General features: G+C 67.8%; 10 protein-coding genes and 1 riboswitch. Of the genes, 7 read left to right on the forward strand and 3 right to left on the reverse strand.

The window, feature by feature from the left end; all coding sequences use genetic code 11:
* Window positions 1–11: 11 nt before the first annotated feature.
* A complete protein-coding gene (gene xylA / locus BMX32_RS04450) occupies window positions 12–1,328 on the reverse strand; it encodes a xylose isomerase (RefSeq protein ID WP_089974989.1) in 1,317 nt (438 codons plus the stop codon).
* A 187-nt stretch (window positions 1,329–1,515) separates the two neighbouring features.
* On the opposite strand from xylA, the gene BMX32_RS04455 reads away from it, so the two are divergent.
* The 3 genes from BMX32_RS04455 (at window position 1,516) to BMX32_RS04465 (ending at window position 5,716) form a co-directional block, all read left to right on the forward strand.
* Window positions 1,516–2,694 (forward strand): XylR family transcriptional regulator, encoded by a 1,179-nt coding sequence (locus BMX32_RS04455; protein WP_089974992.1) that lies wholly within the window; start codon window positions 1,516–1,518, stop codon window positions 2,692–2,694.
* A gap of 20 nt (window positions 2,695–2,714) precedes the next feature.
* Complete coding sequence (locus tag BMX32_RS04460; protein ID WP_089974995.1) at window positions 2,715–3,758, forward strand: aldose epimerase family protein; 1,044 nt, start codon at window positions 2,715–2,717, stop codon at window positions 3,756–3,758.
* Window positions 3,759–3,850: 92 nt separating this feature from the next.
* Window positions 3,851–5,716 (forward strand): ATP-binding cassette domain-containing protein, encoded by a 1,866-nt coding sequence (locus BMX32_RS04465; protein ID WP_089974998.1) that lies wholly within the window; start codon window positions 3,851–3,853, stop codon window positions 5,714–5,716.
* A 40-nt stretch (window positions 5,717–5,756) separates the two neighbouring features.
* Here BMX32_RS04465 and BMX32_RS04470 read toward each other — a convergent pair whose 3' ends face one another.
* Together BMX32_RS04470 and ppc are read right to left on the reverse strand one after the other, a co-directional pair.
* The gene (locus tag BMX32_RS04470; protein WP_089975001.1) at window positions 5,757–7,739 is read right to left on the reverse strand and encodes a methyl-accepting chemotaxis protein; all 1,983 of its coding nucleotides are present in this window, start codon (window positions 7,737–7,739) and stop codon (window positions 5,757–5,759) included.
* 81 nt (window positions 7,740–7,820) lie between these two features.
* Window positions 7,821–10,526 (reverse strand): phosphoenolpyruvate carboxylase, encoded by a 2,706-nt coding sequence (ppc, locus tag BMX32_RS04475; RefSeq protein WP_089975004.1) that lies wholly within the window; start codon window positions 10,524–10,526, stop codon window positions 7,821–7,823.
* A gap of 95 nt (window positions 10,527–10,621) precedes the next feature.
* Window positions 10,622–10,703, forward strand: a riboswitch (S-adenosyl-L-homocysteine riboswitch).
* Between the two features lie 18 nt (window positions 10,704–10,721).
* Between ppc and ahcY the strand changes: the two genes are divergently transcribed.
* The 4 genes from ahcY (at window position 10,722) to BMX32_RS04495 (ending at window position 14,767) form a co-directional block, all read left to right on the forward strand.
* Complete coding sequence (gene ahcY, locus BMX32_RS04480) at window positions 10,722–12,155, forward strand: adenosylhomocysteinase (RefSeq protein ID WP_089975008.1); 1,434 nt, start codon at window positions 10,722–10,724, stop codon at window positions 12,153–12,155.
* A gap of 198 nt (window positions 12,156–12,353) precedes the next feature.
* Entirely contained in the window at window positions 12,354–13,184 is an 831-nt protein-coding gene (gene metF, locus BMX32_RS04485) for a methylenetetrahydrofolate reductase [NAD(P)H] (RefSeq protein ID WP_089975011.1), read from the forward strand.
* 41 nt (window positions 13,185–13,225) lie between these two features.
* Window positions 13,226–13,753, forward strand: coding sequence for a DUF4124 domain-containing protein (locus tag BMX32_RS04490; protein ID WP_139206666.1), 528 nt, complete (start codon window positions 13,226–13,228; stop codon window positions 13,751–13,753).
* A 96-nt stretch (window positions 13,754–13,849) separates the two neighbouring features.
* Entirely contained in the window at window positions 13,850–14,767 is a 918-nt protein-coding gene (locus BMX32_RS04495) for a branched-chain amino acid transaminase (RefSeq protein WP_089975016.1), read from the forward strand.
* The last annotated feature ends 9 nt before the right edge of the window (window positions 14,768–14,776 follow it).

Here is a 14,776-nt window from a genome sequence, read left to right on the forward strand (position 1 = left end):
CGTGTTCCATATCAACCGTAGATATAGCGGTTAACGATGTTCTCCAGCAACTCCTGGCTTCCCGACACGTGCTTCGGGTGGATGTCGCGGGCGATCGCGTCGTCGGCGAGTTCGGCGAGCGTGAAGCCGCCTTGCAGGATCTTGCCGCCGAACGCCTCGTCCCACCCGGCGTAACGCTTCGCCTTGAAATCGGCGAGCGCGTCGCTTTCGATCATCGCCGCGGCTCGCTCCAGGCTGAGCGCGAGCGCGTCGATGGCACCGATGTGGCCATGGAAGAGATCCTCGGGCGCGTGGCTCTGGCGCCGCACCTTCGTGTCGAAGTTGAAACCGCCGGTCGTGAACCCGCCGGCCTTGAGGATCTCGTACGTCACCAGCGTGAGTTCTTCCACGCTGTTCGGGAACTGATCGGTGTCCCAGCCGTTCTGCGGATCGCCGCGGTTGGCGTCGATCGACCCGAAGACGCCGAGCGCGATCGACGTGGCGACCTCGTGATGGAACGAGTGGCCGGCGAGCGTGGCGTGGTTCGCTTCGAGATTGGTCTTCACCTCGTTCTCGAGGCCGAAGTCCTTGAGGAAACCGTAGACCGTCGCGGTGTCGTAATCGTACTGGTGCTTCGTCGGCTCCTGCGGCTTCGGCTCGATAAGGATCGTGCCCTTGAAGCCGATCTTGTGCTTGTGCTCGATCACCATCCGGAAGAAGCGGCCCATCTGCTCCCGCTCGCGCTTCAGATCGGTGTTGAGGAGCGTGTCGTAGCCTTCGCGACCACCCCACAGCACGTAGTTCGCGCCACCGAGGCGATGCGTCGCTTCCATTGCGTGCCGTACCTGCGTGGCGGCGTAGGCGAAGACGTCCGGCTGCGGATTGGTCGCGGCACCGGCGGCGTAGCGCGGATTACTGAACAGGTTGGCGGTACCCCAGAGCAGCTTCACGCCGGTCTCGGCCTGCTTCTTCTCCAGCACGTCGACCATGGCGGCGAAGTTGTTCCGGTATTCCGAAAGACTGCCGCCTTCGGGCGCGACGTCGGTATCGTGGAACGTGTAGAACGGCGTGCCGAGGCGGGAGAAGAAATCGAACGCGGCGTCGGCCTTCTCGCGCGCCCTCGCCATCGGCTCGCCCGCCTGCTGCCACGGACGCTCGAACGTGCCGGCGCCGAACACGTCGGAGCCCGGCCACACGAAGGTGTGCCAGTAACAGGTAGCCAGGCGCAGGTGGTCGGCCATCGACTTGCCCAGCACGATCCTCTTCGGGTCGTAATGACGGAACGCGAGCGGGTTGTCGCTGCCCGCGCCTTCGTAACGGATCGGAGCGATGCTGGAGAAGTACGACATAACGATTCCTTGACGAACGTGGGGACGAATTCGTTCGATCCTGACGAGAGGCGGCCGGACGGCGCAATTGCGATTTCAGGCGGGACGGGCAGCATTTTCGATGCCGCGCTGCGTCATGGTGCCGAAAGGGCTACCCTGCTAAGTTCCAGACGATCGGGCCGGCGCATCGGTCCCAACGAGCATGTCGATGACACCCCACCGGATCGCTTTGCTGTTCAATGCCAACAAGGTCTACGATCGCCAGGTGATCGCCGGCATCGGGCATTACCTCAACAGTACGCGGGTCGAGTGGGACCTCTTCATGGAAGAGGATTTCCGCAGCCGCATGCGCGACATCCAGCAGTTCCGCGGCGACGGCGTCATCGCCGATTTCGACGACCCGGAAGCGCCGGACGCGCTTCGCGACCTGCACATTCCCGTCGTGGCGGTCGGCGGCTCTTACCACGATCCCGCGTCGTATCCCGTCGGCATTCCTTACATCGCCACGGACAATGCGCGGCTGGTGCGACTCGCCTACGACCATCTGATCGAACAGGGCCTGGCGCGCTTCGCGTTCTACGGTATCCCGCCGCATCCGGGCAGCCGCTGGGCCCAGGAGCGCGAGCACGCGTTCCGCGCGATCGTCGACGACGAGGCAGTGGAAGCGGTCGTCTACGATGGCGCCTCCACCAGCGCCGGCGGCTGGGGCGAGGCGGTGGAGGAGCTGGTCGCGTGGCTGGCGGCGTTGCCGAAACCCATCGGCATCATCGCCGTGACGGATGCCCGTGCCCGGCAGCTGTTGCAGGCCTGCGTCATCGGCGAGTTCGCGGTACCGGAGCAGATCGCCATCGTCGGGATCGACAACGATCCGATGGCGCAGCTCCTCACACGCATCCCGCTGACGTCGGTGATCCAGGGCGCGGAAGAAATGGGACGCACGGCGGCGCACCTCCTGCACCAGATGCTGCGTGGCGTGGATTGCTCGGGAACGCGCGTGCTCGTGCCGCCGGTCGGCATCAACGTGCAGGTGTCGAGCCGTTACCAACCGGTGCGCAGTCCGCACGTGATGCGCGCCAGCCATTACATCCGCCAGTACGGCTGCCTCGGCATCAAGACCGAGCAGGTCGCCGACTACGTCGGCGTGTCGCGCACGGTGCTCGAGGAACACTTCAAGCGCGAACTGAAGCAGACCGTGCACCAGGTGATCCTGAAGCACAAGCTCGACACCGCGTGCGACCTCATCGCCAACTCCGACACCCCGCTGGCCGACATCGCTCTTCGCTGCGGCTTCACGTCGTTGCAGTACATGTATACCGTATTCCGGCGCGAGTACGACTGCACCCCGCGCCAGTATCTCGACCTCCATCGCAAGCCGATGGCGACGTGACCGCCCTTACGGATCGCTCCATGCCCGTTTCCAATGCCACCGCCTGGGGCCAGCTTCCCGACGGACGCCCGCTCCACCGATGGACCCTGCGCAACGCGCGCGGGGAGCAGGTCGACATCAGCGACCTCGGCGCCACCCTGCTCTCGTGGCAGACGCCCGACCGCTTCGGCCGTCTCGGCGACGTGGTGCTCGGCCACGCCGACGCGCAACAGTACATCGCGTCGAACGCGTACATGGGCGCCGTGGTGGGACGCTGGGCGAACCGCATCCGCGGTGGCCGGTTCCGTCTCGACGGCATCGACTACAAGGTCGACCGCAACGATGGTGGCAACCACCTCCATGGGGGCCACGACGGGTTCCATCTCCAGCGATGGGAGGTGGAACCGGAGGCCGATGGCCTCGTACTGCGTCTCGTGTCGCCGGAAGGCGACGGCGGCTTCCCGGGCGAGGTCCACGTGCAGCTACGCGTGCGACTGGAAGACGACGGCACGCTGGACCTCCGCTACGAGGCGACGTCCGACGCTCCCACGCCGCTCAGCCTCACCGCGCACCCGTACTTCAACCTCAACGACCGCCGGCCGGACATCCGCGACCACGTGATCCGCATCGATGCCGACGAGTTCCTGGCGATCGACGCCGGGGCGATTCCGGTCGGGCGCCAGCACGTGTCCGGCACCGCGTTCGATTTCCGCGAGCCGGCCCCGATCGGGTCGCGTCTGCACTGGCCCGACCCTCAGCTTCGGCTCGTCGGCGGTTTCGACCATTGCTATCTCCCGCGCGGCCCGGCGGGCGGCGTGGTGCGCACCGTGGCGGTGGTGACCGAACCGTCCAGCGGGCGGCGGCTCACGATCGACACGGACCGGCCGGGCCTGCAGTTCTACAGTGGGCAGAAGCTCACGGGCCAGGCCGGACGCCAGGGCGACACGTACGGCCCGTTCGCGGGTTTCGCCCTGGAAGCGCAGGCCTTCCCGGACCAGGTGAACGGTCCGGAGGCCGACGGGGCGATCCTCAGGCCCGGCAACGTCTGGCGCCAGCACACGCGCTACCGGGTCGATACACCCTGAAAGGTGGGAGCCAGCCTGCTGGCGAAGGGTGCTCGCGGCAAGCACCCTTCGCCAGCAGGCTGGCTCCCACCCCAAGCAGGTAGAATGGGCGGATGTCTCTTATCCAACTCCTCAACGTCGACTTCAGCGTCGGCGGCCCGCTCCTGCTCGAACAGGTCGATCTCTCCCTCGAAACCGGCGAGCGCGTGTGCATCGTCGGCCGCAACGGCGCCGGCAAGTCCACGCTGCTGAAGCTGATCGCGGGGGAACTGCATCCCGAAGACGGCGAGATCCGCCTGCAGGGCGGCACGCGCATCGCGCGGCTCACGCAGGAGGTGCCGCAGGACACGACGGGCAGCGTCTTCGACGTGGTCGCCGAAGGCCTTGGCGAACTCGGCCACCTGCTCGCGCGCTACCATCACCTTCTCGAGGAAGGCGACATGGACGCGCTGGGCGACGTGCAGGCCCAGATCGAGGCGCAGAACGCGTGGGATCTCGACTCGCGCGTGGAACAGGTCATCGAGCGGCTGGAGCTGCCCTCGCATACCGATTTCTCGGAGCTGTCGGGCGGCATGAAGCGCCGCGTGCTGCTCGGCCAGGCGCTGGTGCGCGACCCGAACCTGTTGCTGCTCGACGAGCCGACGAACCATCTCGACATCGAGGCCATCGCGTGGCTCGAGGGTTTCCTGAAGAGCTTCGCCGGCAGCATCGTGTTCATCACCCATGACCGCAGCTTCCTGCGTTCGCTGGCGACCCGCATCGTCGAGATCGATCGCGGCCAGGTCACCAGCTGGCCGGGCGACTACGACAACTACCTTCGCCGCCGCGAAGAACGCCTGCACGCCGAAGCGCAGGCCAACGCGCACTTCGACAAGAAGCTCGCGCAGGAAGAGGTCTGGATCCGCCAGGGCATCAAGGCCCGGCGTACGCGTAACGAAGGCCGCGTTCGGGCACTGAAGGCGCTGCGCCGCGAGCGCAGCGAACGCCGCGAGCAGGCGGGCAACGCGAAGATCACGCTGGGCACCGCCCAGGCGTCCGGCCGCAAGGTGATCGATGCGAAGCACGTCACCCAGGCCTACGGCGGACGCACGCTGCTGCGCGACTTCACCACCACGATCATGCGCGGCGACCGCGTCGGCATCATGGGGCCGAACGGCGCGGGCAAGTCGACGCTGCTGAAGATCCTGCTCGGCGAACTCACGCCCCAGGCCGGCGAGGTCACGCTCGGCACCGGGCTGCAGATCGCCTATTTCGATCAGCACCGTTCGATGCTCGACGACCGCATGAACGCACTCGACAACGTCGCGGAAGGCCGCGAATACATCGAGCTGAACGGGCAGCGCAAGCACATCATCGGCTACCTGCAGGACTTCCTGTTCTCGCCCGAACGTGCGCGCGCGCCGATCACGCGCCTCTCCGGCGGCGAGCGCAATCGCCTGCTGCTGGCGAAGCTGTTCGCCCAGCCGTCCAACCTGCTGGTGATGGACGAACCGACCAACGACCTCGACGTCGAGACGCTCGAACTGCTCGAAGAACTGCTCAACGACTACACCGGCACGCTGCTGCTCGTGTCGCACGATCGCGATTTCATCGACAACGTCGTGACGAGCACGCTCGTACTCGAGGGCGATGGCGAGGTCGGCGACTACATCGGCGGCTACAGCGACTGGCTGCGCCAGAAGCCCATCGTGGCGGCAGCTCGCCAGGCCGCGACGAAGCCCATGGCGACGCCGGCACCGGCACCGGTGGCCGCCGCGCCCAGGAAGAAGCTGTCGTTCAAGGAACAGCGCGAGCTCGAACTGCTGCCCGCGAAGCTGGAAGAACTGGAATCCGAGATCGCGCGCCGCACGGCGGCGATGAACGATCCGAAGTATTTCCAGCAGGATGCCGCGACGATCACGCGCGGCAACGACGAACTGGCGAAGCTGCAGGCGGAGCTGGACACGGCCTTCGCGCGCTGGGAAGAGCTCGAAGGCTGATAGCCCGACGGGAGCCAGCCTGCCGGCCCCCACCGACGCATCAGAGGCGGAAGACCTCCACCACCCGCGACAGCTCCGCCGCCTGGTCTTCCAGGCTCTTCGCCGCCGCGGCCGCCTCTTCCACGAGCGCCGAGTTCTGCTGGGTCGAATCGTCCATGCGCGACACGGCATGGTTGATCCGGCCGATCTGTTCCGACTGCTCGCCCGATGCGCGGCTGACGTTGCCGATCAGCTCGGCGACGTCGCGGATGCGACCGATCACGACCTGCATGTTCCGCCCGGCTTCGGTCACCAGGCCATGGCCCGCGTCCACGCGTTCGACCGATTCGCCGATCAGCGAGGCGATTTCCTTCGACGCCGTCGCGCTGCGCTGGGCGAGGTTGCGCACCTCTTCGGCGACGACCGCGAAGCCCTTGCCCTGCTCGCCCGCACGCGCGGCTTCCACCGCCGCGTTGAGCGCGAGGATGTTCGTCTGGAACGCGATGCCGTTGATGATGTCGACCACGTCGGCGATTCGCTGCGACGACGCCTGGATACCGTGCATGGCCTCCACCGCCTCTTGCATCGCACCGGCCTCCTGCTGCACAGCCACGCTGGCGTCCGTGGCGAGGGCGCTCGCCCTGGCCGAGTGCCCCGCGTTGTCGCGCACCGTACGGGTAAGCTGGTCGAGGCTCGACGCCGTGAGTTGCAGCTCGTGCGCCTGCGTTTCGGTGCGCGACGAGAGGTCGGCGTTACCCGCCGCGATCTCCGAGGTGCTGCCCGCCATGCTCGACGCGGCCTTGCGTACGGCACGCGCGATATCGCCAAGGCCGTCGCCGATGCCGTCGATGGAGCGCATCAGCTGACCGATCTCGTCGCGTCGATCCGAGGCGAGGCGCGCCGTCAGATCGCCCTCCGCGAGGCGACGCGCCGCGTCGACCGCCAGCGCGAGCGGTTGCGTGATGCGACGGCGGATCGCGACGAAGAGCAGCACGGCGAGGACGACCACCAGCGCGACGCTCGCGCCGGCGGCGATCGCGCGCATCCGTCGGACCGGTGCGTAGAGTTCGTCCATGTCCGCGATGCCGGCGACGAGCCAGTTCCATGCCGGGTCCGTCGCGTACACCGCGAGGTGCGCCTCGATGCCGCCCTCCGTCGCGACGCGATAGCGCGACTCGCCTTCGCGATCCTTGAGCATGCGGCCGAAGACCGGCTGGCCGTCGGTGTCCAGCACCTTCAGCGCCGCCCCCGGCGCGGCGACGGCGCCCTGCGTCAGCGACGGATCGACGACGAACGTACCGTAACGCTTGCCCGCGGCGGCGTCGACGACCGTGTAGTAACCCTTGCGACCGATCCGGATGCTCGCGATCTCCTTCTGCAGCGCGCTCATCTCCTTGCCCGTTTCCACGCCCACGAAGAACGCGCCGAGCACGTTGCCGGCCGCGTCCTTGATGGGCTCGTAGCGGGTGACGAACGGGCGGTCGAAGAGGATCGCCGGGCCGCCGTACGGCTTGCCGGACAGCAACAGCGGGAACGCCGGATGCGCATGATCGATCGACGTGCCGACCGCGCGCGATCCGTCCTCCTTCTTCAGCGACGTGGTGACGCGCACGAAATCGTTGCCGTCGCGGACGAACAGCGTGGCGACCACGTGCGCGCGCGTGGAGAACTCGTCGGTCAGGGTGAAGTCGTCGTTGACCGCCTTGCCGTCGTGCAGCAGCTGCGGGACCGTATGGCCGCCCATCGAGACGCGATGCCTGTCGTCGACGGTGAAGCGACCCGGGTAATAACTCTTGTACACGTCGAGGAAACGGTCGGACTCCGCGAGCAGCGCGCCACCGAACGTGCCGACCAGCGCGATGATCGCGCGATTGCCGCGCGCCAGATCCTCGCGTGCCCGCGTCTCCAGCTCGCGCGACGCCATCGTCGTGGTCGCGATCGTCAACGCCGCGATGCCTGCCGCGACGATCCCCACCACCAGCAGATTGAGCCGCGCACCCACGCTCATGCCGCGCCGGGAAGCGCGGTCACCGTTCTCGTTCATCTAAAGCCTTCACAGATCGACGGGCGCCCAGGTCGGGCGCCCACGGCGGCTGTTTCGGCAGGGGACGGGCGAGCTTTAGCCTCAGCCCGTATTCTGAAGGCCCTGTGAGACGCCGTTGACGCAGGCGACGAGCGCCTTGAGCAGGGCGTCGTCCTTGCCGCCCGTGGCGCGCCAGCGGCGCAACAGGTCGACCTGGAGCAGGCTCATGGGGTCGACGTAGGGATTGCGCAGGCGGATGGAGGTGGCGAGGCGCGGGTCGCCCGCCAGGAGCTCCGAGGCACCCTTGAGCTTGAGCACCCAGCGCACCGTGCGATCGAACTCGGCCCGGATCATCGGGAAGAAACGGTCGTGCAACGGCCCGGCCAGCTCGGAGAACGCTTCCGCGATGTCGATGTCGGCCTTGGCCAGCACCATCTCGACATCGTCGAGCATCGTGGAGAAGAAGGGCCATTCGCGCGCCATGCGCACCAGCGTCTCCTCGCCGCACCCTTCGGCCACCGCGTCGAGCGCGGCACCGAGGCCGTACCACCCCGTGAGGACGGCACGGCACTGGGTCCACGAGAACACCCAGGGAATCGCGCGGAGATCTTCCACGCCTTTCATGCTGCGCCGGCGCGCCGGCCGGGAGCCGAGCGTCATGCGCTCGATCACGTCGATGGGCGTCGCACCGCGGAAATAGTCGACGAAGCCTTCGGTGTCGACGAAGGCGCGATACGCCTTGCGGCTCTCGTCGGAGAGCCGCGCCATCGTGTCTTTCCAGGCCGCCTCGCGCGCCTCGGCATCGCGGGGACGCAGCGACGCGCGCATCACGGCGCCCAGCGTCTGCTCGAGATTGCGCACCGCCAGCGCGCGGATGCCGTACTTGCGATGGATCACTTCGCCCTGCTCGGTCACCCGGAGCACGCCGGCCACCGAGCCCCGCGGCGACGCCATCAGCGCGGGCGTGATGCGCGAGCCGCCCCGGCTCGCCGAACCGCCGCGACCGTGGAAGAACGCGACGCGGATACCTGCCTTCGTCGCGACCTCCAGCAGCTCGACCTGCGCGCGCTGCAGGCTCCAGCGGGACGCCACCGTGCCGCCGTCCTTACCGCTGTCGGAGTAGCCGAGCATGATCCACTGCCGATCGCCACGGGCCTTGAGGTGCGCGCGATAGACCGGATCGTCGAGCAGGGCCTGTAGCGTCTCCGCCCCACCGCGCAGGTCGTCGATCGTTTCGAAGAGCGGCGCCACGTCGAGCGGCACGCGGCCATCGGCCAGCAGGCCGCCACGACGCGCGAGCGCCAGCACCGCGAGCACGTCCGCGGCGGTCTCGGCCATGCTGATGATGTACAGGCCGGTCGCCTCGTGACCGTAGCGCTGGCGCGCATCGGCGAGGGTGGCGAAGACCGCGCGCAGCATGCCTGCCGCTTCGTGGTCGTCGCCGGCGACGAAGCTGCGCTCGCCGGCGGCGTACGGACGCAGCGTCTTCACGCGTGCCGCCGTGTCGCGATTCGCCCAGTCGGCGTCGTCCAGCAGCGCGGCCAGCGCCTCGTCGTGCACGCGGGCGTCCTGGCGCACGTCGAGACGCGCGAGGTGGAATCCGAAGGTCCGCGCACGCCACAGCAGGCGCGCCACGGCGTAGGCACCGGCATGGCGGCCGCTATGGCCGAGCAGGCTCTTCTCCACCAGCGCGATGTCGTCGATGAACTCGTCCGCCGAGGCGTAGGCTTCCTCGCCTTCGTCGAGCGTCGCCGAAAGACGGGCGGCGACGAAGGTCAGGAAGGCGCGGTAAGGCATGTCGCCGTGCCGCGGCCGGATGCGCGCGGCCGCGTCGGGCAGGCGCTCGCGGTAATCCTCGATACGTCGCTGGAGGCGATCGTCGAGCGTGACGCGATCCTGCGTCTGGCTGAGCAGCCGGCCGAGCGCGACGACGTCCTCGACGTAGCGTTCGAGCACCAGCGAGCGTTGCGCGGCCAGCGTCGCGGCGATGGTATCGGCGTTGACGTTCGGGTTGCCGTCCATGTCGCCGCCGACCCAGGTCGCGAAACGCAGCAGACGTGGGATGACGACCTCTTCCCCATAGGTATCCGCGATGGCCTGCTGCATCGATTCGTACAGCGCCGGCAGCACGCGATAGATCGGCCGCGAGATATAGAAGCCCACGTGGTCGAACTCGTCCTGCACGCTGGGGCGCACCGGCGAGGCCTCCGCCGTCTGCCAGCCCGCCGAGAGCGCCATCAGGATGCGCGCGTCGTCGTCGCGGCGTTCCTGCGGCGTGCGCGTGGGGTCGAACTCGTCGACCAGCGCGCGCACGATTTCCTGTTCCTTCTCGAGCAGCGAGCGCCGGACGGCTTCGGTCGGATGCGCCGTGAACACGGGCTCCACGTCGAGCCGGTCGAGCAGGCGGGAGAGCTCCTCGCGGGTGACCCCGTCCTTCTTCAGGGAGGCGAGCACGGCCGCCAGCGACTCCGGCTGGGGCGCCCCGCCCTCGCGCTGGTAGTCGCGACGACGGCGGATGCGGTGCACGCGCTCCGCCGTGTTCACGGCCTGGAAGTACGTGGCGAACGCCCGGGCCAGCGCCTCCGCGTCGGCGGCGTCGAGGCCGGTCAGCGACGCGGCGAGCGCGTCCACGGCGGCGCCGCTGCGGCGACGGTGGATGGACGCCGTGCGGACGTGCTCCACGCGCTCGAAGAAGGGCTGGCCGCCCTGCTCCGCCAGCATCTGGCCGACGAGGGCGCCAAGGCGCCTCACGTCCTCGCGCAGCGGACCGTCGTGGGGCAGGAATTCGGGATCGCGGGCGGCTTCCATCGGTGTCTCACGTGGCATCGAAACCCCGAGAGTACATAAAAACATGTATTCATCCCTGCATACGGATTCCGCGATACAATCGGTGGACCGTTTTGCCCGCCGAGGGGCGCTGCGACCGTGGGCTCGACCCATAGGCCAGGCTCGGCGCGGCGTCCCACCAAACGGCGCCCCCGTGAATCTCCGGAGCTACGCCAGATGAACGCCGTCACCAAAGAAACCGCCTTTCAGGATTACAAGGTCCGCGACATGTCGCAGGCCGAGCTCGGCCGCCGCCGCATCCGCATGGCGGAAGAGGAAATGCCGGGCCTGATGCAGATCCGCGCGCGCTACGCGGGCGAGAAGCCGCTCAAGGGCGTGCGTCTCTCGGGTTCGCTGCACGTCACCAAGGAAACCGCCGTCCTCGCCGAGACCCTGCGCGAGCTGGGCGCCTCGGTCCGCTGGGCCTCGTGCAACATCTTCTCCACGCAGGACGACGTCGCCGCCGCCCTGGCCGCCGGCGAGCTGCCTGTGTTCGCCTGGAAGGGCGAGTCGCTGGAGGAGTACTGGGACTGCACCCTCGACATGCTGACCCACCCGGGTGAGCTCGGCCCGCAGCTGATCGTCGACGACGGTGGCGACGCCACCCTGTTCATCCACAAGGGTGTGGAGCTCGAGAACGGCAGCGATTGGGTCAACACCCCGAGCGGCAACCACGAAGAGCAGGTCATCAAGAACCTGGTCAAGAAGACCGCCGCCGCGCGTCCGGGCTGGTTCACCAAGGTCGCCGCCGATTGGAAGGGCGTTTCCGAGGAAACCACCACCGGCGTGCACCGCCTGTACCAGCTGGCCGAAGCCGGCAAGCTGCTCGTGCCCGCGATCAACGTCAACGACTCGGTCACCAAGAGCAAGTTCGACAACCTCTACGGTTGCCGTGAGTCGCTGGCCGACGGCATCAAGCGCGCCACCGACCTCATGATCGCCGGCAAGGTCGCCGTCGTCTGCGGTTACGGCGACGTGGGCAAGGGTTGCGCGCATTCGCTGAAGGGCTTCGGCGCTCGCGTGATCGTGACCGAGATCGATCCGATCAACGCCCTGCAGGCCGCGATGGAAGGTTTCCAGGTGACCACGATCGAGGACACCCTCGGTCTCGGCGACATCTATGTCACCACCACGGGCAACAAGGACATCATCACGCTGGAACACATGGCGAAGATGAAGAACAACGCCCTGGTCTGCAACATCGGCCACTTCGACAACGAGATCCAGATGGATCGCCTGAACACGGCGAAGGACGTCACCCGCGAGAACATCAAGCCGCAGGTCGACCGCTACACCTTCGGCGCGACGGGCAACAGCATCTACATGCTGGCGGAAGGCCGCCTGGTGAACCTCGGCTGCGCCCACGGCCATCCGAGCTTCGTCATGTCGAACAGCTTCTCGAACCAGACGCTTGCGCAGATCGACCTGTGGAAGAACAAGGACACCTACGAGAAGACGGTGTACCGCCTGCCCAAGAAGCTCGACGAGGAAGTCGCGCGCCTGCACCTCGAGCAGATCGGCGTGAAGCTGACCGTGCTCACGCAGGATCAGGCCGACTACATCGGCGTGCCGGTCGAAGGCCCGTACAAGCCGGACCACTACCGCTACTGATCGGGGGATTTTCCCGAACGAAAGGGCGCCTCCGGGCGCCCTTTTTTGTGCCCGACTCTCAGGATCCGCCAAGGCGGCGAGCTGTTCGCGATGCTGCGAGGAGAGCTCGCCGCTATAGGGGCTCATACAGATGGCGTCTAGCCATCTTTCCATCTGGATGGAAAGATATATACTGCGGCCATCCTGACGAGATCGCCCATGCCAGCCATCAGCTTCGAGTTCTTCCCGCCCAAGACCGACGAGCAGCGCGAGCAGCTCGATACCGCCGTCGACCGGCTCAAAGGCCATGCGCCCGACTACGTGTCCGTGACCTTCGGTGCGGGCGGCTCGACGCTGAGCTACACCGACGAGACCGTGCGACGCCTGCGCGCCGAACATGCCCTGTCGGTCGCACCGCATCTGTCGTGCATGGGTGGCACGCGCGCGGAGATCGGCGCGCTGCTGGACACGTACAAGGTGTCCGGCTGCCGACGCATCGTCGCGCTGCGCGGCGACCTGCCCTCCGGCATGGCGTCGCCCGGCGACTTCCGCTATGCCGCGGAGCTGGTGGGCTTCATCCGCGAACACAGCGGCGACCACTTCCACATCGAGGTGGCCGCGTATCCGGAAACGCACCCGCAGGCGGAGAACGCGCTGGCCGACCTGCGCCATTTCAAGGCCAAGGTCGATGCGGGCGCGGATGGCGCGATCACGCAGTACTTCTTCAACCCGGACGCCTATTTCCGCTTCGTCGACGACGTGGCGAAGCTCGGCGTGACGATCCCCATCGTGCCGGGCATCATGCCGATCGCGAACTTCAGCCAGCTGCGCCGTTTCTCGGAGCAGTGCGGTGCGGAAATCCCCCGCTGGATCGTGAAGCGCATGCAGGCGCATGCCGACGATGCCGCCGCCGTGCGCGAACTCGGCGCCGACGTGGTCGCCGAACTCTGCCAGCGCCTGCTCGACGGCGGCGCCCCAGGGCTGCACTTCTATACGATCAACCGGGCCCGTGCGACGACCTCGGTGCTGGAGCGGCTCGCCGCGGGTTGAGAACGTGCGCGCCATCACCTTCCGCGGAGGCGCGGTTGGTGATGATGGCGCACCGTCGCCACCGCGCAGCCCTCGTGATCCGCGCCATCGCCCTGCTGCTCCTGCTCTGCCTCGCCCTTCCCGCCGCCGCGCAGACGGCGATCCATCGGTGCGTCGGCACGGACGGCCGCCCCGTCTTCAGCGATCAGCCCTGCGCGACGATCGGCGCCACCTCGCTGCTTCCGCCCCCCTCGTCGACCGCCAGTACCCCCGCCGGACCGAGCGCCGGTCTGCTCTGCGCCAAGGACATCGGCGAGCTCCGCGAAGGCATGGCACAGGCGTTCGCCGCCCGCAGCGCCAACCGCATCGGCGGGCTCGTGCTCTGGAGCGGCTACGGCAGTGCGGGCACGGTGGAAAACCTGCGCGCCATGGACGCCCTGGTCCGCCAGTCGCTGGTGGCGCTGGAAGGCGGCGAGGGCCCGGGCATCGACGCCGTGACCACCCCGCCCGGCTCCCAGGGTCCGACCCGGCGGGCGCATTTCGGCGTCGTGCGCGATGCGGGCTGCCTCTGGCTACGGCCGCCGGGCTAAGCCGGCCTAGGCCGCTCCCACACGTGCTTGACGCAACGCGCCATGTGGCGCCCGGGCGTACCCGTTATCATGGGCGGTCCCCTACGGAGCGTACCCATGTCGCAGAACTACCCCGAATGGATCTGGCAGAACGGGCAGATCAAGCCCTGGCGCGATGCCACCGTCCACGTCATGGCGCATGCGCTGCATTACGGCTCGTCGGTGTTCGAAGGCATCCGCAGCTACGAGACGCCCGACGGCGCGGCCATCTTCCGCCTCACCGACCACCTCAAGCGCCTGTACCTCTCGGCCAAGATCTACGACATCGAGATTCCGTACTCGATCGACGAACTCGCCGAGGCGTGCCGCGAAGTCATCCGCAAGAACGATCTCAAGGCGGCGTACCTGCGCCCTGTCGCGTTCCGCGGCCTCGGTGGCTTCGGTCTCTCGGCCGACTGCCCGACGGACGTCGCGGTCGCGACCTGGCCGATGGGTCCGTATCTCGGACCCGAGGCACTGCAGAACGGTATCGACGCCTGCGTGTCGAGCTGGCAGCGCTTCGCGCCGAACACCATCCCCGCGGGCGCGAAGGCCGGCGGCAACTACCTCTCGGGTCAGCTGATCGCGCGCGAAGCACGTCGCCTCGGCTTCGGCGAAGGCATCGCGCTGGCCAACACCGGCCTGCTCAGCGAAGGCGCGGGCGAGAACCTGTTCCTCGTGTTCGACGGCGCGCTGCACACGACGCCCGCCAGCGCATCGATCCTCACCGGCATCACCCGCCATACGCTGATGACGCTCGCTCGCGAGGAAGGCATCGACGTGATCGAACGCGACCTGCCTCGCGAGTACCTCTATCTCGCCGACGAAATCCTGATGTGCGGCACGGCGGCGGAAGTCACGCCGATCCGCTCGGTCGACGGCAAGAAGATCGGCAGCGGCCAGGGTGGCCCGATCACGCGTCGCCTGCAGGAACTGTTCTTCGGTCTGTTCAACGGCAAGACCGCCGACCGCTGGGGCTGGCTGGAGCCGCTGTAAGGGATCACA

The sequence above is a fragment of the Luteibacter sp. UNCMF331Sha3.1 genome, from assembly GCF_900109915.1.
Taxonomy (GTDB): Bacteria; Pseudomonadota; Gammaproteobacteria; order Xanthomonadales; family Rhodanobacteraceae; genus Luteibacter.

Bases quoted from the DNA above. Each gene is read 5' to 3' on its own strand.
- xylA (WP_089974989.1), bottom strand. From the start codon at position 1,328: ATGTCGTACTTCTCCAGCATCGCTCCGATCCGTTACGAAGGCGCGGGC.
- BMX32_RS04455 (WP_089974992.1), top strand. From the start codon at position 1,516: ATGACACCCCACCGGATCGCTTTGCTGTTCAATGCCAACAAGGTCTAC.
- BMX32_RS04460 (WP_089974995.1), top strand. From the start codon at position 2,715: ATGCCCGTTTCCAATGCCACCGCCTGGGGCCAGCTTCCCGACGGACGC.
- BMX32_RS04465 (WP_089974998.1), top strand. From the start codon at position 3,851: ATGTCTCTTATCCAACTCCTCAACGTCGACTTCAGCGTCGGCGGCCCG.
- BMX32_RS04470 (WP_089975001.1), bottom strand. From the start codon at position 7,739: ATGAACGAGAACGGTGACCGCGCTTCCCGGCGCGGCATGAGCGTGGGT.
- ppc (WP_089975004.1), bottom strand. From the start codon at position 10,526: ATGGAAGCCGCCCGCGATCCCGAATTCCTGCCCCACGACGGTCCGCTG.
- ahcY (WP_089975008.1), top strand. From the start codon at position 10,722: ATGAACGCCGTCACCAAAGAAACCGCCTTTCAGGATTACAAGGTCCGC.
- metF (WP_089975011.1), top strand. From the start codon at position 12,354: ATGCCAGCCATCAGCTTCGAGTTCTTCCCGCCCAAGACCGACGAGCAG.
- BMX32_RS04490 (WP_139206666.1), top strand. From the start codon at position 13,226: ATGATGGCGCACCGTCGCCACCGCGCAGCCCTCGTGATCCGCGCCATC.
- BMX32_RS04495 (WP_089975016.1), top strand. From the start codon at position 13,850: ATGTCGCAGAACTACCCCGAATGGATCTGGCAGAACGGGCAGATCAAG.